The 17,608-nt window shown below is 70.0% G+C and carries 18 protein-coding genes; 13 read left to right on the top strand and 5 right to left on the bottom strand.

Going from position 1 to position 17,608, the window contains the following annotated elements; all coding sequences use genetic code 11:
- The 3 genes from EJK15_RS57780 to EJK15_RS57790 all read left to right on the top strand — a co-directional run.
- Positions 1-518, top strand: a 518-nt coding sequence (locus tag EJK15_RS57780) for a dihydrofolate reductase family protein (protein ID WP_138718934.1), incomplete at its 5' end; no start/stop codon positions are given.
- On the top strand, positions 515-853 hold the full coding sequence (locus tag EJK15_RS57785; RefSeq protein WP_138718935.1) for a YciI family protein: 339 nt from the start codon (positions 515-517) through the stop codon (positions 851-853). The genes EJK15_RS57780 and EJK15_RS57785, both read left to right, overlap by 4 nt.
- A 3-nt stretch (positions 854-856) precedes the next feature.
- The gene (locus EJK15_RS57790; RefSeq protein ID WP_138718936.1) at positions 857-2,020 is read left to right on the top strand and encodes an RNA polymerase sigma factor; all 1,164 of its coding nucleotides are present in this window, start codon (positions 857-859) and stop codon (positions 2,018-2,020) included.
- Positions 2,021-2,312: 292 nt separating this feature from the next.
- On the opposite strand, the gene EJK15_RS57795 is transcribed toward EJK15_RS57790, so the two are convergent.
- Positions 2,313-2,849 carry a CPBP family intramembrane glutamic endopeptidase gene (locus tag EJK15_RS57795; RefSeq protein ID WP_171075174.1) on the bottom strand — a complete coding sequence of 179 codons (537 nt, stop codon included), beginning with the start codon at positions 2,847-2,849 and terminating at the stop codon, positions 2,313-2,315.
- Between the two features lie 267 nt (positions 2,850-3,116).
- Entirely contained in the window at positions 3,117-3,317 is a 201-nt protein-coding gene (locus EJK15_RS57800) for a hypothetical protein (RefSeq protein ID WP_138718938.1), read from the bottom strand.
- Positions 3,318-3,546: 229 nt separating this feature from the next.
- Here EJK15_RS57800 and EJK15_RS57805 point away from each other — a divergent pair, with 229 nt between their 5' ends.
- On the top strand, positions 3,547-4,737 hold the full coding sequence (locus EJK15_RS57805; protein ID WP_138718939.1) for a MarP family serine protease: 1,191 nt from the start codon (positions 3,547-3,549) through the stop codon (positions 4,735-4,737).
- Positions 4,738-5,170: 433 nt separating this feature from the next.
- Complete coding sequence (locus EJK15_RS57810) at positions 5,171-5,434, top strand: hypothetical protein (protein WP_138718940.1); 264 nt, start codon at positions 5,171-5,173, stop codon at positions 5,432-5,434.
- A 69-nt stretch (positions 5,435-5,503) separates the two neighbouring features.
- Here EJK15_RS57810 and EJK15_RS57815 read toward each other — a convergent pair whose 3' ends face one another.
- The gene (locus EJK15_RS57815) at positions 5,504-6,646 is read right to left on the bottom strand and encodes an ROK family transcriptional regulator (RefSeq protein WP_240777879.1); all 1,143 of its coding nucleotides are present in this window, start codon (positions 6,644-6,646) and stop codon (positions 5,504-5,506) included.
- Positions 6,647-6,752: 106 nt separating this feature from the next.
- On the opposite strand from EJK15_RS57815, the gene EJK15_RS57820 reads away from it, so the two are divergent.
- From EJK15_RS57820 to EJK15_RS57835, 4 genes are read left to right on the top strand one after another with little or no spacing between them, the layout of a single operon-like run.
- Complete coding sequence (locus EJK15_RS57820) at positions 6,753-7,664, top strand: glutamate ABC transporter substrate-binding protein (protein ID WP_138718941.1); 912 nt, start codon at positions 6,753-6,755, stop codon at positions 7,662-7,664.
- A gap of 31 nt (positions 7,665-7,695) precedes the next feature.
- On the top strand, positions 7,696-8,349 hold the full coding sequence (locus tag EJK15_RS57825; protein ID WP_138718942.1) for an amino acid ABC transporter permease: 654 nt from the start codon (positions 7,696-7,698) through the stop codon (positions 8,347-8,349).
- Complete coding sequence (locus EJK15_RS57830) at positions 8,346-9,179, top strand: amino acid ABC transporter permease (protein ID WP_138718943.1); 834 nt, start codon at positions 8,346-8,348, stop codon at positions 9,177-9,179. The genes EJK15_RS57825 and EJK15_RS57830 overlap by 4 nt, the downstream gene beginning before the upstream one ends.
- The gene (locus tag EJK15_RS57835) at positions 9,172-10,140 is read left to right on the top strand and encodes an asparaginase (RefSeq protein ID WP_138718944.1); all 969 of its coding nucleotides are present in this window, start codon (positions 9,172-9,174) and stop codon (positions 10,138-10,140) included. The genes EJK15_RS57830 and EJK15_RS57835 overlap by 8 nt, the downstream gene beginning before the upstream one ends.
- Here EJK15_RS57835 and EJK15_RS57840 read toward each other — a convergent pair.
- Complete coding sequence (locus EJK15_RS57840) at positions 10,112-11,557, bottom strand: LCP family protein (RefSeq protein WP_138718945.1); 1,446 nt, start codon at positions 11,555-11,557, stop codon at positions 10,112-10,114. The genes EJK15_RS57835 and EJK15_RS57840 overlap by 29 nt on opposite strands.
- A 187-nt stretch (positions 11,558-11,744) precedes the next feature.
- Between EJK15_RS57840 and EJK15_RS57845 the strand changes: the two genes are divergently transcribed.
- Positions 11,745-12,080 (top strand): enoyl-CoA hydratase-related protein, encoded by a 336-nt coding sequence (locus tag EJK15_RS57845; protein WP_138718946.1) that lies wholly within the window; start codon positions 11,745-11,747, stop codon positions 12,078-12,080.
- Between the two features lies 1 nt (position 12,081).
- A complete protein-coding gene (locus EJK15_RS57850) occupies positions 12,082-13,008 on the top strand; it encodes an alpha/beta hydrolase (RefSeq protein ID WP_138718947.1) in 927 nt (308 codons plus the stop codon).
- A gap of 31 nt (positions 13,009-13,039) precedes the next feature.
- Here the strand turns inward: EJK15_RS57850 and EJK15_RS57855 are convergent, their stop codons facing one another.
- Positions 13,040-14,533, bottom strand: coding sequence for an alpha/beta hydrolase family protein (locus EJK15_RS57855; RefSeq protein WP_138718948.1), 1,494 nt, complete (start codon positions 14,531-14,533; stop codon positions 13,040-13,042).
- Positions 14,534-14,640: 107 nt separating this feature from the next.
- On the opposite strand from EJK15_RS57855, the gene EJK15_RS57860 reads away from it, so the two are divergent.
- On the top strand, positions 14,641-15,750 hold the full coding sequence (locus EJK15_RS57860; protein ID WP_138718949.1) for an exonuclease SbcCD subunit D: 1,110 nt from the start codon (positions 14,641-14,643) through the stop codon (positions 15,748-15,750).
- The coding region (locus EJK15_RS57865; RefSeq protein WP_138718950.1) for an AAA family ATPase at positions 15,751-17,608 on the top strand (1,858 nt) is incomplete at its 3' end.

Consider the following 17,608-nt stretch of genomic DNA (forward strand, 5'->3'; position numbering starts at 1 on the left):
GGGGAGGGTGGGCCTTCCGTTACGGGCCCGAGGCCGTGGCAGGTGACAAGTTCGAGCTGGGAGAGGTGCTCGACACGGGAGCCATGCTGCTGGGCCGCGTCACCTGGCAGCTCTTCTCCGGCATCTGGCCTTCCAGGGATGATGAGTTCTCCAGGAAGATGAACGCCATCCCCAAGCTCGTCGCCTCACGATCACTGGACCATGTCGACGGGTGGCGGAACTCCACCCTCCTGCAGGGTGACCTGGTCGAGGAGGTGTCCAAGCGCAAGCAGAGCCAAGATGTCGTCGTCGCAGGCAGCGCCGGTATCGTCGATGCGCTGCGGGCGTACGACCTGATCGACCAGTACCGGTTGCTGGTGTTCCCGATCGTGCTCGGACAGGGCCGGCGGCTGTTCGGCAGGCCCGGACAGCCCATCGGCCTGAACCTCGTGGCCGCCGAGCCTGTGGGCCAGGCCGTTCGCCTGGTCTATGACCGCAACGCTGCGAGCACACAACCATCTCGAGGAGAGCACCAGTGAGATTCGCGCTGCTGATCAACGAACGTCCCGAGGCCTATGAAGGTCTCAGCGGTGACGAGCGCGCCGCCATCAGCGCGGAGTACGTCGCGCTGATGGCGGACGAACGCATGATCGGGGGAGAGCAACTACAGCCGGCCGACACCGCGACCACCGTACGTGTCGAGGGCGGCGAGATGCTGCTGATCGACGGGCCGTTCGCCGACACCAAGGAGATCTTCGGCGGGTTCTACCTCATCGAGGCGGTCGATCTCGATGACGCGCTGGAGCTCGCCGCCCGGATCCCGGCCGCTCGTCTGGGCGGCTCGGTTGAAGTGCGGCCGCTGGTGGAACGGTAGGTCGTGCTCGAGGAGATCTTCCGCGAGCAATGGGCCCGCGTTCTCGCCTATTTGGTGAGCTTCACCGGCGATATCGACGTGGCGGAGGAGGCCGCGCAGGAGGCGTTCGTCATCGCAGCCGAGCGCTGGGCCCGTGACGGGCCCCCGGACAACCCGAGGGCGTGGCTGGTGGTGACCGGACGCAACCGGGCGATCGATCGTCTTCGTCGCGACCGTACCCATGCGGAGAAGATCCGCCTGCTGGATCGCCCGGACCTCGGCGGGGAGGTGACGATGGACGAGACCACCATTCCCGACGAACGACTCGAACTGTTCTTCATGTGCTGTCATCCGGCGCTGGGGACCGAGGCTCAGGTCGCGCTCACGCTGCGGGCGCTGGGCGGCTTGTCGACTGCCGAGATCGCCCGGGCGTTCCTGGCGAGCGAGGAGACGATGAAGCGCCGGCTCTCCCGCGCACGCAACAAGATCCGGGCGGCTGCGATCCCGTTCGCGATCCCCCGGGAACACGTTCTGCCCTCCCGCCGGGGAGCGGTGCTCGCGGTGCTCTACCTCATCTTCAACCAGGGGTACGGCGACGGCCGGGCCGACCTGGCGGCCGAGGCGATCCGGCTGGGCCGGATACTCCTCGGTCTCATGCCCGGCGAACCCGAGGCCATGGCGCTGCTGGCGTTGATGCTGCTGCACGACTCACGCCGCGCGGCCCGCGTCCGCGACGGCGAGATCGTCCTGCTCCACGAGCAGGATCGCGGGCTGTGGAACACCGCCCAGATCTCGGAAGGGCGGGCGCTGCTCGACCGCGCCGTCGCGCTCGGCGCCCGCGGCGCCTACGCGGTGCAGGCCGCCATCGCCGAGCTGCAGACCGAGGCGCGGATCGACTGGCCGGCCATCGCCGCGCTCTATGATCGCCTGCGGGAACTGACGGGCTCCGCGGTCGTCGAGCTCAACCGCGCCGTGGCGATCGCGGAGATCGACGGGCCGCGTGCGGCGCTGGCCATCGTCGACGCACTCGACCTCGGCACCTACCGCTACTTCCACTCCACCCGAGCAGAACTCCTGCGGCGCCTGAACGACATCACGCGGGCCCGGGCGGCCTACCGCAAGGCGCTCGAACTGGCCACGACCGAGGCCGAGCGCCGTTTCCTCAACCGCCGTCTGAGCGAACTCTGACCGGCAGACCCGGCGGCGCACCGGGTATCGGTTGTTTCGTTGCAACCCGCACTGATTACGCAGGCAGACCGGACTCTTCGCCGGCTGGGGAAGTCCGCGACAGTCGCGGGCCGTTGAGGAGGATCAGGGTGAGGGCCAGCGCCCACAGCACGACGGATTCGATCACGGCGAGGCGGAGGTCGCCCGCGCGGGAGGCGAAGGTGTTGAGCGCGGCATGCGTCAGGATGGCGATCAGGGCGCTGCCCTGCGTGTGCTGGAAGATCCAGGTATAGATGACGGCCTGAGCCGGTAGTTAGACGAATAACAGGGGGATCGGCTGGCCGTGCAACGGTGACGTCTCCGTCCAGAAGAGCGGCAGATGCCAGGCCGCCCAAATCAGACCGAGGATCAGGCTCGCGGTCAGCGGGCTCATCCGGGTAAGCATCCGGGGCAGGGCGAAACCACGCCAGCCGGTCTCCTCGCCCAGTCCGTCGGTGAGCGCGAGCACGACGAAGAGGGGCAGCAGGCCGGCGGGGGACTCCCAGGTCAGGGCCCACTCCCCGCCCAGCACGGCGTTCACGCCCGCGACGATGAGAGCCACCACGACCGGCCCGAGCAGCGCGACCGCGTACCACACGAGGCCGACCCGCCAGCGGATCAGCCTGCGCCCCAGATCGCCCAGGCCGCCGGTCAGCGCCGCTGCGAGCACGGCCGCGAGCGCCGGGCCGTAGGTCCACACCGCGCCGATGGCCCCTGCCGGACCGTCGGGGTCGATCGCTCGCGGGACCCATATCGCCCAGGTGACGACGAAGACGAGCAGGAAGAAGATCGTCAGCGGGCGTCGGGTCACGGCCGTACCTCCCAGGTCACCCGCAATCTTCACCAGATCGTCCTGGCGCGCAATGCCGTACGGGATCGCGATGCGATCTTGTAGCGGAAGGTGTCATTCATCGGCGGGATCCCACGGCAACGACCGTCCTGGCTCGGCCGGACCCCGTCCTGCATGTACCGATTCCGTGACCAGAGTGGCCCGGTGCCCACACCGGCCACTCGGATCAAGGAAGACACTTTCCGTCGTTCCGATTGCGCTCTGACCCGGCATCTTTGCGCGGAGGCTTCACATCCCCATCTGGTGGTGCGACGCGGCATTCGCCACCTCGGCCAGCGCATCCTCCGTCGTGAGCACCTCGGCCCACACGGCCCTGCCGCCGAGCGCGTCGTCGCGCACGCCCCAGCGGACCGCCGTCTCCTCGACGATCCGAACTTCCGCGAAACAATCGCCGGATATGAGACAGCATGGTGGGATCTGAAAGGCCATTTGGCCGCTTACCGCCCGTGACTATGGGGGATCCGATCAAGCAGATGACGCGGCTTTTAGGGCCTCCGATCGGAGGCCTTCCTGCGCTTGGCGGTGGTACAGGCGATGTTATGTTCACACAGCTCTTGCCCAAGATCTAGAAGGCCGTCAGGGAATCTGTAATACCCGCAATGCGCCGCGATCAGCCCTTGTGCGAGCGCGGGGTGAATGTTGTGCTTACCTTTGTCTGGTGCTCGGTGATCTGCTCGACCTCGTTCTGCTCGCCCTGCTCGTCGCCTTCGGTGTCTCCGGATATCGCCAAGGGTTCATCGTCGGGGCGGCAAGCTTCCTCGGCTTCGTCGGCGGATGCGTGCTCGGGATCTACATCGCACCGGCCATCGCGGGCGCGGTCGTGGACGGAGACGTCCCGGAATCATTGCTGGCCATCGTGATCGTGTTACTGACCGCGACAATGGCCCAATTCGGTACGTCCACCGTGGGGGCGGTGCTGCGCTCCCATGTGCGGTACGAACCCGCCCGGATTCTGGATGGGGTGGGCGGCACGCTGATCTCCGGCTTATCGGTGCTGGTCATCGCCTGGCTCGTCGGAAGCCTGCTGGTGTCCAGCTCATTGGCGCCGATCGTGGAGCAGATTCGCGGCTCGCTGCTACTGGCCACGGTTGACCAAGCGATTCCCACTGCGGCGCGCGACTGGCAGAAACCCTTCAAGCGGTTCATCGACCGATCCGACTTCCCGCCGGTGCTGGACGCGATCGCCGGTCAGCCGACCATCGACGTTCCGCCGCCGGACGCTGCAGTGCTGAAGAGCGCCGCACTGCAGCAGGCACGTGCAGGGATCGTGCAGGTGCAGGGAGTCGCCAGTTCCTGCGGCAAGCACATCACCGGCACCGGATTCGTGTACGCGCCGGATCACATCATGACCAACGCACACGTGGTCGCAGGAGTGGACGAGGAGTTGCTCATCGTCGATCACGAGCGGCGGCCTCGCCCAGCAGCGGTGGTCCTGTACAACCCGAAGCGGGACGTGGCCGTGCTGCACGTGCCGAATCTCGGGCTGCCGACCCTGACCTTCGACGGCAGGGCCGACAGGGGCAATGACGCGATCATCGCGGGGTACCCCAAGGGTCGCGGGTTCACCTCACAGCCGGCAAGGGTCGCGGCGCGGCAGAGCGTCTCCATCCCCGACATCTACCGAGAGTCCCAGGTGACGCGGGATGTGTACCTCATTCGGGGCAAGGTCGAGCAAGGCAATTCGGGCGGCCCCCTCCTGGCCCGCGACGGCCGGGTACTGGGCGTGGTCTTCGCGTCCGTCACCAGCCAGGACGACACCGGCTACGTGCTGACCGCCGCTGAGGTCGCCTCCGATGCCCGCCGGGCCGTGATCGCTGCCAAGCCCGTCAGCACTCAGACCTGCGACTGACTTAATCGCCTTTCTCCTCTGACGGGAATCCGCCAATCTCCGGCGGCGCACTTCATTCCCCGGCCGATCGATATTTGTGGTGACGCCAGGGCCCGTCCTGCATGTACCGATTCCGTGATCAGAGTGGCCCGATTCCTACACCGGGCCACTCTGATCACGGAAGACGCTTCTAGGGGTTTCCCTTGCGTTCCGAACGGCCAGTGGTGCTCGGCAACTTCTTCTACTTCAGCAGGCTCCCCGACCCTTACCAGAGCTGCGCCGACGTGGGAGAATCCCTATGGTCTGTGCGATCCCACCACCGGACAAAGTGGCAATCCTGGGACACCGGTGTCCCCGCGGCCGCCGGAACCAACCCGTCACGCACTTACTTCTGCCTCGATAACATTCTCTCCCGGACCCGGATTACAGCAGCAGTTGAGGAATGTGCAGGAAAATGGCCGGACTAGTCATCATCTACGGCGTCGCCGTCATCTGGTTCGTTCTCGCCTTCTTGGCCTTCGCCAGTAAGCGGATCCAGGCCATCATGCTGAGCATCCACGTCGCAGCTTCCGGCCTCCTGGCGGCCTGGCTGGTGTCCATGGAGTGGGCGGTAGGGATGACCGTCATCATGTTCGGGCCGGGCGCGGCGATCTCGCTCGTCAGCCTCGTGCTTATGGCGCTGAGCACACAGGACAAATCCAGTAGCTCAGAGCAGTGACCAGCACACGGGTGTCCGGAGCCCTGTCGCGCGTTGCGCGCTCCGTTGCGGAGGCGCATGCAGGTGGCTCTAGGTCTGGGTTAGGGCGGCTTCTAGGAGGAGAGAGCCGGCGCCGAGCAGGGCGGCGTCCCTTCCCGCTCTGGCCGGGGCTATCTCCAGGTCCCGGGTGGCCAGGGGGAGGCAGCGTTCCCAGACGGTGGCGCGGATTGAGGTGATCAAGGGTTCGGCCGCCGACAGGCTGCCGCCGACCGCGACCACGTCCGGGTTGAAGAAGTTCACCAGCACCGTGAGGACCTCGCCGATGCGGCGGCCGGCGTTGCGGACCAGGCTGGTGGCCTCCGGGATGGCGTCGTTGACCAGGCCCACGATGTCGGCCGGGCGGGTCACCTCGATGCCGGCCTCCGACAGCGTCGCCATCAGGGCGGCGCCGCTCGCGTACGCCTCCAGGCAGTCCGGGTGGCCGCAGGCGCAGATGACCGAGGAGTCGGAGCGGACCCGTACGTGGCTGATGTCGCCTGCCGCGCCCCTGCCCCTGTGGAGGCGGCCGTTGACGATCACGCCGCAGCCTATTCCGGTGCCGGCCTTGACGACCATGAGGTTCTGGCTGTCCGGCCACCAGCGGGCCTCGCCCGCCGCCATCAGGTTCGCGTCGTTCTCGACGAGGATGGGCAGGTCGTAGCGGGTGGCGAGGTGGTCGGCGACGGGGAAGTCGTTCCAGCCGGGCATGCGTGAGGGGGTGACGACGCGCAGCGTCGCCGGGTCCACCGGGCCGGGGATGCCGGTGCCGATTCCGCGTAGGGGGATCGAGGCGGGTACGTGTTCCGCCAGCAGGTCGTCGAAGGCGCCGGCGATGCGGTCGAGTGTGGCCTGGGGGCCGTCGGCGATCTCGCAGGCCCGCTCCTCGATCACGAGCGGGGTGCCGCTCAGGTCGAGCAGGCCGAGGCGTACGTGGTGGGCGCCCAGGTCGGCGACGGCCAGTACGCCGGCCGTGGAGGACAGGCGCAGGCGGCGGGGACGGCGGCCGCCGCGTGAGGTGCCGGAGCCCTCCTCGGCGAGGAGTCCCGCCTCGATGAGCTCCTCGACGCGAAGCGACACGCTGGACGCGGCCAGGCCCGATAAGCGGGCCAGGTCGGCGCGTGACTCGGCCTTGCCGGTCGCCACGAGTCGCAGCAGATCGCCCTGTGCCCCCTGCACGGGCAGCCGCTGGTTCATGTGAGATACCTACCATGGCGTGACTTACACCGACAACGTATTGACTTGCTACGAAATATCCCACTACGGTCCGCCTTATCTTCGAAATCGAAGGAAGTGACCGTTCATGAAGAAGTTTGTCGCTGTCGCCGCCATCTCCCTGTTAGCCCTGGCGGCCTGCGGTGAGTCGAGCAGTCCAGCCGTGCCGGCCGTGCCCGGAGAGTCCCAGAAGAGCGGCGTTCTCGCCAAGGCGCCCGTCGCGACCGCGGCCGAGATCCTGCCCGGCTCCACCATGGAGAAGATCAAGCAGCGCGGCGAGCTCCTCGTGGGCGGCTCACTGGACGCGCCGCTGCTGTCCCAGCAGAACCCCGCCACCGGCGAGGTCGAGGGGTTCGACGCGGAGATGGGCAAGGCCCTGGCCACGTACATCCTGGGTGAGCCCAAAGTGAAGATCGTCAACTCGGCGTCGGAGACCCGGGAGGCGCTGCTCGCCAACGGCACCGTGGACGTGGTCTTCCAGACGTACACGATCACCGAGGAGCGGGCGAAGCAAGTTGCGTTCGCGGGCCCGTACTACACCTCCGGTCTGACGATCGCGGTGAAGAAGGGCACGACGGGCATAGCCAAACCCGAGGACCTGAACGGCAAGAAGGTTCTGGCGGGCGCGAACACCCCGGCCATCCCGGCGATCGAGAAGCTGGCGCCGCAGGCCGAGATCATCACGTTCGGCAGCGACCCCGAGTGCATCCAGGCGCTCAAGCAGGACCGGGGCGTGGCGTACGTGCAGGACGAGACGATCCTGATCGCCGACGCCCAGAAGGACCCGTCGATCGAGATCGTGACCAAGCCGTTCACCGTGGACCCGTACGGCATCGGGCTCAAGCACGGCGACGACCAGTTCAAGTCCTTCACCAACGACTGGCTGAAGAAGATCCAGGACGCGGGTGTCTGGCAGGAGATCTGGAAGAGCTCCATCGGCACCGTCGTGACCGGCGACGCGCCGCAGCCGCCGCAGATCGGCTCCGTGCCGGGGTCCTGATGTCCGTCCTCCTCGATGTGCCGGGGTCCTGATGTCCGCCTTATCCGTCCTCCTCGACCACCTGCCCGCGCTGTGGCGGGGACTGATCGTGACGTTCCAGCTCACCGCCGCGTCCTTCGCCGGCGCGGCGGTGCTGGGCGCGCTGGTCTGCGCCCTGCGCGTCAGCCCGGTACGGGTGCTGCGCGCCCTCGGCACCGCGTACGTCGAGGCGTTCCAGAACCTGCCGCTCCTCGTGCTGCTCGTCCTGGCCTTCTTCGGCCTGCCGGAGATCGGCATCCAGGCCGACCCGCTGGTGACGGCCATCGTGGTGATCGCTGTCTACGAGGCCGCCTACATCGGCGAGGCGCTGCGCTCGGGGGTGAACTCGGTGTCGAAGGGGCAGGGCGAGGCGGCGCGGGCGATCGGGCTGACGTTCGGCCAGTCGCTGCGGCACGTCGTCCTGCCGCAGGCGCTGCGCACGGTCGTGCAGCCGATCGGCAACATCTTCATCATGACCACCATGAACACCGCGCTGGCCGCCGCCGTCGGGGTCGTCGACCTGACCGCCGCAGCCCACCGGGTGAACCTGGTGGAGGCCCAGCCCATCCCGATCTTCGTGGGCGCGGGGATGGCGTACGGGCTGATCGCCGCCGCGGCCGGGTTCGTCACCGGCAGGCTCGAACGCCGGCTGGTGATCCTCAGATGAGCGTGCTGTTCGACGAACCGGGGCCCCGGGCCCGCCGGCGCATCCGCGCCGCGACCGTGCTCGGCACGCTGGCCGCCGTGGTGCTCGCGGCGCTGGCCGTGCGGCAGTTCGCCGCGAACGGGCAGCTCGACGCGGCGCGCTGGCAGCCGTACGCGACCTGGCCCATGTGGCGGTACCTGCTGGACGGACTGGGATCGACGTTCCTGGCGGCGGTCGTTGCGGCCGCGCTGTCCATGGCGTTCGGGCTGGCCCTGGCGCTGGGGCGGCTGTCCCCGAGGGCGTGGGTGCGCGGCCCGGCGGCCGGCTACGTCGAGGTGGTCCGGACGATTCCGGCGCTGCTGCTGGTGTACATCGTGCTGTTCGCGCTGCCGCGCTACGGGCTCGACCTGCCGCTGTTCTGGAAGCTGGTCGTGCCGCTGACGGCGTCGAACGCGGCCGCGTACGCGGAGATCTTCCGCGCCGGCATCAACTCGGTCGAACGCGGCCAGAGCGAGGCGGGCCTGGCCGTCGGCCTGACGCGCTTCCAGACCATGCGCTTGATCGTGCTGCCGCAGGCCGCCCGCCGGGTGCTGCCCTCGCTCGTCAGCCAGTCCGTCGGCCTGCTCAAGGACACCTCGCTCGGCTTCGTCGTCAGCTACGGCGAGCTGCTCTACAGCGGCAAGGTGCTGGCCGCCTACAACGGCCTGCTCATCCAGACATATCTGGTCGTCGCGCTGGTCTACCTGGTGGTCAACGCGTCGCTGTCCAAGCTGGCCCGCACGCTGGAGGCCCGCCAGCCCGTCACGCTCAGAACGCCCCGAACGCTCAGAAGGAGGACCGCACGTGCCTGAACTCGCCGTGCTGGCCGAGGTGATCCGCTCGGGATTCGTGGAGAGCGTCCACTACGGCAGCGTCGTCGGCCTCGATCCGTCGGGGCGGGCCGAGGTGGCGCTGGGCCTGGTGGACGCGCCGGTGCTGCCGCGCTCGTCGGCCAAGCCGTTCCAGGCGCTGGCCTGCCTCGTGTCGGGCGCGGCGCTGGCGGGGCCCGAGCTCCGGCGGCTGGCGATCGCGGCGGGCAGCCACACGGGCGAGGACTTCCACGTACGCCTGGTGCGCGAGCTGCTCGAAGACTACGGCCTGGACTTCCGGGCGCTGGGCTGCCCGCCGTCGTGGCCGGAGGACCGGGCCGCCATGGAGGAGCTGATCAGGCAGGGGCAGGGCGTCTCACGCGAGCGCATGAACTGCTCCGGCAAGCACGCCGCCATGCTGGCCGCCTGCGTGGCGAACGGCTGGGACGTGCCCGGCTACCTGTCGCCCGAGCACCCCCTGCAGCAGCGGGTGCGGTCGGTCACCGAGGAACTGGCGGGGGAGAAGGCCGCGCACGTGGCGGTGGACGGGTGCGGGGCACCGCTGTTCGGGATCTCGCTGACCGGGCTGGCGCGGGCGGTGCAGGGCCTGGTGACGGCCGCCCCGGGCAGCGGCCCGCGGCAGGTCGCGGACGCGATGCGTGCGCACCCCGAGTACGTCGGCGGCACCGGCCACCAGAACACCGATCTGATGCGGGCCCTGCCGGGCGCCGTGGCCAAGGGCGGCGCGGAGGGCGTGCTGGTGGTGGCCCTGGCGTCCGGGCACGCGGTGGCGGTGAAGGTCATCGACGGCAGCCCGCGCGCCACCACGGCGATCGCGCTGGGAGCGCTGCGGCTGATGGGCTGCGACGTCACGCCGGCCGCCGCGTTCGAGCACGTGGACGTGCTGGGCGGCGGTGTACCCGTAGGACGGGTGGTCACAGCGCTCCGCCGCAGCCCTCCGTGAGGCCCTGCGCCGGGTTGTCGCCGGGCTGCTTGGCAACCTTCTTCGGGGTCTTCTTCGGTGAGGGGCCGGACGACGCCGTGGGTGAGGCCGAGGCGGTGGCGGCGACGGCCGGCTTCGTGACGGCCGAGTCGCGGAGGGCCTTGCCCGCGATGGTCCGGATCTTGTCCCAGTCCGGATAGCCGGTGTTGATCAGCGGCGGCACGAACTGCACGCTCGTCACCTCCGCGTTCTTGACCTTCAGCGCGAGCGGCACCAGGTGCTTGAGCATCGGCCGCGGGATGTCGGTCCTGATCAGCTCCTTGGTGGCCAGCGCGATCCGGTTGAACCTGCTCAGCACGGTCGCCGGGTCCGCCTGGTCGAGCAGCGCGCCGAGCACGCACCGCTGGCGGCGCATCCGGGTGTAGTCGTCGCTGTTGGTCCGCGAGCGGGCGTACCACATCGCGTCCGCGCCCTTCAGCTTGCGCGTGCCGGCCTTGACCAGGCCCTCGTTGTACTTGCCGAACACGACGTCCGTCTCGACGTTGATGGTGATGCCGCCGATGGCGTCGATGAGGCGGGCGAAGCCCCACATGTTGACCAGGGCGTACCAGTCGACCTTGACGCCGAGGGTGTAGCCGATCGTGTCCATCAGGACCTTGGGGCCCTGGCGCTGCTTGCCGCCGAAGATCTCCGGGTGCGCGTCGGCGTACTCCCAGACGCTGTTGAGCAGGTCGCTGCGCCCGCCGCCGGGGTCGGTCGGCAGCCGGAACCCGTTGGGGAAGCGCTCGGCCATGGGCGTGCCCGGGCGGAAGCGGACGTTCTCCAGGTTGCGCGGCAGGCTGAACAGCACGGTGTTGCCGGTCGTCACGTCGACGCTGGCCAGGTTCATGCTGTCGGTACGCACGCCGACCCGGTGGTCGTCGGCGTCGCCGCCCAGCAGCAGGATGTTCACCCGCCGGCGCCCCGCCCACGGGTCCTCCGGCTTCGGCTCGGCCACGGGGGGCTCACCGTCGGCCGGGGTCTCCTTGAAGATGTCGTTGAGCGTCCGCTGGTAGGTCCACACGGTCTGCCCGAGGCCCCCGAACGGCACCACCACCAGCACGGCCAGCAGCCCGGCCAGCGTGCCGGTGAGGATCTGCCCGCCCTGCGGCAGCCGCCCCGGCCGCAGCACCACGAAGGAGTGCACGATCAGCACGAACCACGCCAGCCCGAGCACGCCGGAGCCGACCACGATCGTGGTCAGCCAGCTGTTCTCGGTCAGCGAGCCGATCAGGTTGCCGAGGTCGGTCGCGAGCCACAGCGCGAGCAGCGCCAGCAGCCCGGCGGCGTAGCAGGAGATCAGGGCCAGGCCCGTCTTCCGCCAGCCGGCGCGCAGATGAGCCGCCCCCGGTGCCAGTGCCGACAGCACCAGCCAGCCGAGGACCCCGCCGGCGCTCACCGGTTCCTTTGCCTGCTGCACGCCATCCCCGTTTCCCCGTGAATCTCACCGTAGGCTTGCTCCGCGCCGCCTGAAGGCGGGCCGCTGGACACGGCCCGCCTCAGGCTGGAATGAGGCGGCAGCCTACGCACCGAATACGAAATATGTCTTTATCGGAGGGTGAACATCCGCAACCGAATAAAATTCGGTGCATGGCCTTGCCGAGATCAAGTACGACCTGGCCGCCCGTGTGGCCACCCCCACATTGTGTCGCCCTGAACGGCTGAATGCGTTCACGCCGACGATGTGTGCCGAGCTCATTCGGGCTTTTGACCTTGCCGATGCCGACGGCGAGGTGCGCGCGGTGGTGGTCACCGGCGCGGGCCGGGCCTTCTGTGCCGGGGCCGAGCTGGTAGGCGGGCCCTGCACGGTGGAGGGAGTGACGGCGTTCCTGGAGAAGCGGCAGGCCGAGTTCCCGACGAAGGTGAGTGAGGATCTGCCGCCCGGGGTGCCGTCCTGGCCCGACAATCCCTATCGTGTCTAGCATGTACGAGATCACCGTTCTGCACATGCCGGACGACTTCGAGGGCGAGGTCGTCGCGACGCTGGTCTCCAGGAGGACCGGATCCCGCCGGGCGGTGCTCTACCTGCACGGGTTCACGGACTACTTCTTCCAGGACCACCTGGCCGACTACTACGTCCAGCGCGGCATCGACTTCTACGCGCTCGACCTGCGCAAGTACGGCCGTTCGCTGCTGCCGCACCAGACCAGGGGCCTGATCAGGAGCGTCACCGACTACTTCCCCGACATCGACGAGGCCGTCCGCGTCATCAGGCAGGACCACGACGAGCTGACGATCAACGCGCACTCGACCGGCGGCCTGATCGCCCCGCTGTGGGCCGACCGCGTCCGCGGCCGGGGTCTCGTGCAGGGGCTCGTGCTCAACAGCCCGTTCCTCGACCTGAACGTCCCCGCTCCGCTCCGCCTGGCCGCCGACCTGCTCAAGACGCCGCTGTCGTACACGCGCCGGGCGCTCCCGCTGGGCATCAGCACCACGTACGGACAGACCCTGCACCGCGACCATCACGGCGAATGGGACTACGACCTGCAGCTCAAGCCGCTGGAGGGCTTCTCGGTGCACGCCATGTGGCTGGCCGCCATCCGCCGGGCGCAGCGGCGGGTGCACGCGGGCCTCGCGGTGGACGTGCCGGTCCTGGTGCTGGCCTCCTCGACCGGCCTTCGGGTACGCGACTTCGTCCCCGAGGCGCGCTCGGCCGACATCGTGCTGGACCCGCGGCACATCGCCCGCTGGTCCACCTCGATCGGGCCGCACGTCACGTGCGTGCGGATCACGGACGGCCTGCACGACCTGGTGCTGTCGGCCGAGCCGGTGCGCAAGCAGGTGTTCGCCGAGCTCGACCGCTGGACGAACGCCTATCTTGGTCCGCGTTCAGCGGACGAAGACAGGTAGCGGACGAAGCCCGCGCCTACGCCGAGCAGGTCTACCAGGGGAACGAGAACAACCCGTAGTAGGCCGCCGCCACCATCAGCAGCCCGGTCCCGCCGAGCACGCCGGCCACCGCCACGTGCTGCCACCGGCTCGGCAGCATGCCCTCGCGCAGCGCCGACACGAAAGCCGCCACCGCCGTGACCTCCTGGATGAGCATCAGCACGGCCAGCGCCCGCACGACCAGCCACCCGGCCAGCACGGCGGGCCAGGCGCCCGCCTGGTTGATCGAGAACATCACCAGCAGCATGATGAACGCCACCACCGACGCCAGCAGGCCCAGGCTGGTCCACGCGATCCTGACCAGCCGGCGCCTGATCGGCGCCCACAGCCGGGCGTTCGTCTCGACGGGGAGGTGGCCGCGGCCGCGCAGGCGCTCGACCATGGCGGCGACCGGGCCCGCCACGTAGCCGACGGCGGCCAGGCAGATCGTCAGGCCCAGCATCGTGCCGCCCGCGTACCAGGGGGCCTCGGGCACGTCGCTGGCCTCGAACCGCTGCACGGGGGTGGCGCCCGCCATGCGCACCGGCGGCTCCGCGGTGCCCGGCAGGCCGGTGATCCAGTTGGTCAGAGTCTCGAGGTAGCCCTTGGTGAACTCGCCGCCGTTGACCCGCATGGCATGGTCGCCCTTGCCCATGAAACGGATCGTGTAGTCGTCGTTGCCCGCCTTGTCCATCGCCGTGATGAGCGCCTTGGTGGACTCGACGAAGGGAATCGAGGGGTCGGTCGTGCCGTAGAACGCCAGGACCGGCTGCTTGATCTGGCTTAAGGCGGGCATCGCGTCGTAGCGCAGGAAGTTGAAGCCGACCCCGCCCATCGCCCTGGTCAGCAGGTCGCGCGCGCCGATCGGGGCCCGCAGCCTGAGCAACTGCTCGTTCAGCGCCCAGGCGACCTGCCTGAGCGGGGAGACGTTCGGCGAGGACACCAGCACCACGAACCCCACCGCCGCGCTCTTGGCCGCCGCGATCGGCACCACCCAGCCGCCCTCGCTGACGCCCCAGATCCCGACCCGCGCCGGATCCACCTCGGGCAGCGTGCGCAGGTACTCCACCATGCGCAGCGCGTCGTCGGCGAGCAGCGCGAAGTCACGCTCGCGGAAGTTGTAGCCGACCGTGCGCTTGTCGAACGCGATCGTCGCCACGCCCGCCTTGGCCAGGAACTCCGCCTGCGGCGTGAACTCGGTACGCGAGCCGTTCCCCGACCCCGACACGAACACCATCGCCGGATGCCGCCCCGGCGTCAGCGGCAACCGGAGCGTGCCCTCCAGGCGCTGCCCCTCCGCCGCGACCGAGATCTCCTGCCTGCGTACGGGGTCGACCGCCACCACCGGCGCCACCTCGTTCCGAGGCTGCGCCGGAATCGCCTGGAAGGCTGGATCCACCTTGAGCGGCGGCGGGTCGAACGCGGGCGGCAGCACGTAGCCGACCGTCGCAAGAGCCACCAGCACCAGGCCGGCGGCGACGCTCAAGGTGCCACGGCCAGTGCGCATCGGCCTCCCCATGTGCGTTGAATTGCCCGCTGATCTTCCAGCCTACTCCCGGCGTGTGGGACAGCAGGGGCCGTATTTGTCGGTGGGAACTGTTAGCTTCGTGCGACATGCGGATCCTGCACACCTCCGATTGGCATCTGGGGCGCACCTTCCACCGCGAGAGCCTACTCGCGGGGCAGGCGGCGTTCGTCGACCACCTGGTGGAGACGGTGCGGGCCGAGCGGGTCGACGTGGTGGCGGTCGCCGGCGACGTCTACGACCGCGCGCTGCCGCCGGTCGACGCGGTCGCCCTGCTCGACGAGGCGCTCGCCCGGCTGCGGTCGGCAGGAGCGCGGGTGGTGCTGATCAGCGGCAACCACGACTCGGCGCTGCGGCTGCGGTTCGGCTCGGCGCTGTTCGAGCCGGCCGGCGTGCACGTGCGCACCTCGCCGGATCTTTCCTGGGAGCCGGTGCTGGTGGACGGCGTGGCCTTCTACGGCATCCCCTACCTGGAGCCGGAGCTTGTCCGCGCGCCGTGGGAGCTGCCCGACCGCAGCCACACCGCCGCGATCACGTACGCGATGAGCCGCATCAGGGCCGATGCGGCACGCCACCGCGCCTCGGTGGTGCTGGCCCACTGCTTCGTGACCGGCGGGCAGGCCAGCGACAGCGAGCGCGACATCAGCGTGGGCGGGGTGGCGCACGTGCCGCTGGCCGCCTTCGACGGGGCGGACTATGTGGCGCTCGGCCACCTGCACGGGCGGCAGCGGATGTCGGAGACCGTGCGCTACTCCGGGTCGCCGCTGGCCTACTCGTTCTCGGAGGCCGGGCACGTCAAGGGCTCGTGGCTGGTCACGCTGGGTTCTTCGGCGGAGTTCGTGCCGGCTCCAGTGCCCCGGCCCGTCGCGCGGCTCCGCGGCGACCTGGAGGACCTCCTGAGTTCCCCGAAATATGAGGATTTCGAAGACCACTGGCTCCAGATCACCCTCACCGACGCCGTCCGCCCCAAATCCGCCATGGACCGGCTCCGCGCCCGCTTCCCCCACACCCTCGCCCTCTCCTTCGACCCGGCCGGCGGCGCCCCCGTCGCCCGGCCCGCACGCGTCAGCGGGCGGCCGGAGGCGGAGGTGGCGCTCGACTTCGTTCGCGAGGTTCGCGGCGAGCCTGCCGCACCTGAGGAGGAAGACCTGCTAAGACAGGCCATCGAGGCGTCGAGGGCGAAGGAGACGATGGCGTAGATGCGGCCGCACCGGCTCACGCTGACGGCGTTCGGGTCCTTCCCGGGCACCGAGACGGTCGACTTCGACGCCCTGGCCGAGGCCGGGCTCTTCCTCGTCCACGGACCCACCGGGGCGGGCAAGACCACGATCCTCGACGCGCTGTGCTTCGCCGTCTACGGCCAGGTCCCCGGGCAGCGCAACAGCGCGCGCAGCCTCCGCTGCGACCACGCCCCGCCCTCCGCCGGGCCGTCGGTCACGCTGGAGGTGTCGATCCGCGGCCGCTTACTCCGCATCCAGCGCTCCCCGTCCTGGCACCGGCCCAAGCTGCGCGGCACCGGCTTCACGGAGGAGAAGTCCAAGGTCGTCGTCTCGGAGCGGCACGGGTCCTCCTGGCACGGGCTGACCACCCGGCTGGACGAGGCGGGGGACCTGGTGGGCGGGCTGCTCGGCATGAACGCCGACCAGTTCTGGCAGGTGGCGATGCTGCCCCAGGGAGACTTCGCCAAGTTCCTGCGGGCGGACGGGGACGAGCGGGGCAAGCTGCTGGAGCGGCTGTTCACGGTCAAGGTCTTCACGGCGGCGGAGTCGTGGCTGGCCGAGCAGCGGAAGCTGGCGTGGCGGGAGGCTCAGGAGCTGCGGCAGCAGGTGGACTTCGCCATCCAGCGGGTTGAGGAGGCGGCGGGAGACGACCTGCAAGCGGCTCTTACGGGACCGTCGTCCGTACAGGCCGGCGACGACGCGCCGCCCACCCCCGACACCGATCCCTCGCGCTGGGCCGGGGCCTTGCTCGACGCCGCGCGGGCCGTCGTGACGGGGACCGCCGGGGAGCACGAGGCGGCGGCACAGGCGCTGCGCGCGGCGCGCCTGCGTTTCGACCGGGCCGCCGCCCTCGCCGACAGGCAACGCCGCCACGCCGAAGCGCTCACCGCGCGCCGCACCCTCGACGAGCGCGCGGACGAACGGGCCGACCTGCAGGCCATCCTCGACGACGCCACCAGGGCCGACCGCGTCATCCCCCTCATCACCGCCGCCAGGCAGCGCCATGAGACCGCCTCCAAGGCCCGCACGCTGGCCGCCGACGCATTCGCCCGCGCCCGCCCCCTCCTGGCTCCACAGGCGGGACGGGAACGGCGAACGGGCGACGCCTCTCGTGCCACTGCGGCCTTCGCTCCCTCGGTGGCCGAGCTGGCTTCGCTGGAGCGAGGGCGGCAGGCGGAGATCGCGCGGCTGTCGGAGCTGCTCACCGAGGAGGCCAGGCTGTCGGTGGTCCGGCGCGACCTGCTGCGCGTGGAGGGCGAACTCGCCGAGCTGGTCGCCGCCGACGAGAACGTCGCCGCCCGGCTCGCCGTCCTGCCCGGGCTCATCGAGCAGGCCGAGGCCGGGCTCGCCCGGGCGCGGACGGACGCCGCCAGGATCCCGGCCGCCCAGGCCGTACGCGACGCGGCGGCCGACCTGATCGAAATCGACACGGAGCTGGCCGGGCTGGCGGCGGAGCTCGACGCGCTGGCACAGCGCGAGGCCGAGGTGTCGGCCGCCGACGCCGAGATCCCCGGACGCCTCGCCGACGCCGGCGCGGCCCTGGCGGACGTACGCGCGCAGGCGGCGGCCATCCCGGCGGCGTCCGCTGAGCTCGACACCGCCAGGGCGGCACTGGAGGCCACGCACCGCCGCGAAGCCCTGGCCGCGGAGCTCGAAACGGCCGCCGCCGCCCACCAGGTGCTCGTCGACCACGCCCAGACCCTCCGGGAACGCTGGCTCGACCTGCGCCAGGCCCGCATGGACGGGATGGCGGCGGAGCTGGCCCGCGACCTCGCCGACGGCCGCCCGTGCGCGGTCTGCGGCTCCGAGCACCACCCCCACCCTGCCTCCCCGACCC

It is taken from the genome of Nonomuraea basaltis (assembly GCF_005893125.1).
Lineage (GTDB): Bacteria > Actinomycetota > Actinomycetes > Streptosporangiales > Streptosporangiaceae > Nonomuraea > Nonomuraea basaltis.

Coding starts and splice junctions, on each gene's coding strand:
- EJK15_RS57800 (WP_138718938.1), bottom strand. CDS start 3,317: ATGGCCTTTCAGATCCCACCATGCTGTCTCATATCCGGCGATTGTTTC.
- EJK15_RS57810 (WP_138718940.1), top strand. CDS start 5,171: ATGGCCGGACTAGTCATCATCTACGGCGTCGCCGTCATCTGGTTCGTT.
- EJK15_RS57815 (WP_240777879.1), bottom strand. CDS start 6,646: ATGAACCAGCGGCTGCCCGTGCAGGGGGCACAGGGCGATCTGCTGCGA.
- EJK15_RS57820 (WP_138718941.1), top strand. CDS start 6,753: ATGAAGAAGTTTGTCGCTGTCGCCGCCATCTCCCTGTTAGCCCTGGCG.
- EJK15_RS57825 (WP_138718942.1), top strand. CDS start 7,696: ATGTCCGCCTTATCCGTCCTCCTCGACCACCTGCCCGCGCTGTGGCGG.
- EJK15_RS57830 (WP_138718943.1), top strand. CDS start 8,346: ATGAGCGTGCTGTTCGACGAACCGGGGCCCCGGGCCCGCCGGCGCATC.
- EJK15_RS57850 (WP_138718947.1), top strand. CDS start 12,082: ATGTACGAGATCACCGTTCTGCACATGCCGGACGACTTCGAGGGCGAG.
- EJK15_RS57855 (WP_138718948.1), bottom strand. CDS start 14,533: ATGCGCACTGGCCGTGGCACCTTGAGCGTCGCCGCCGGCCTGGTGCTG.
- EJK15_RS57860 (WP_138718949.1), top strand. CDS start 14,641: ATGCGGATCCTGCACACCTCCGATTGGCATCTGGGGCGCACCTTCCAC.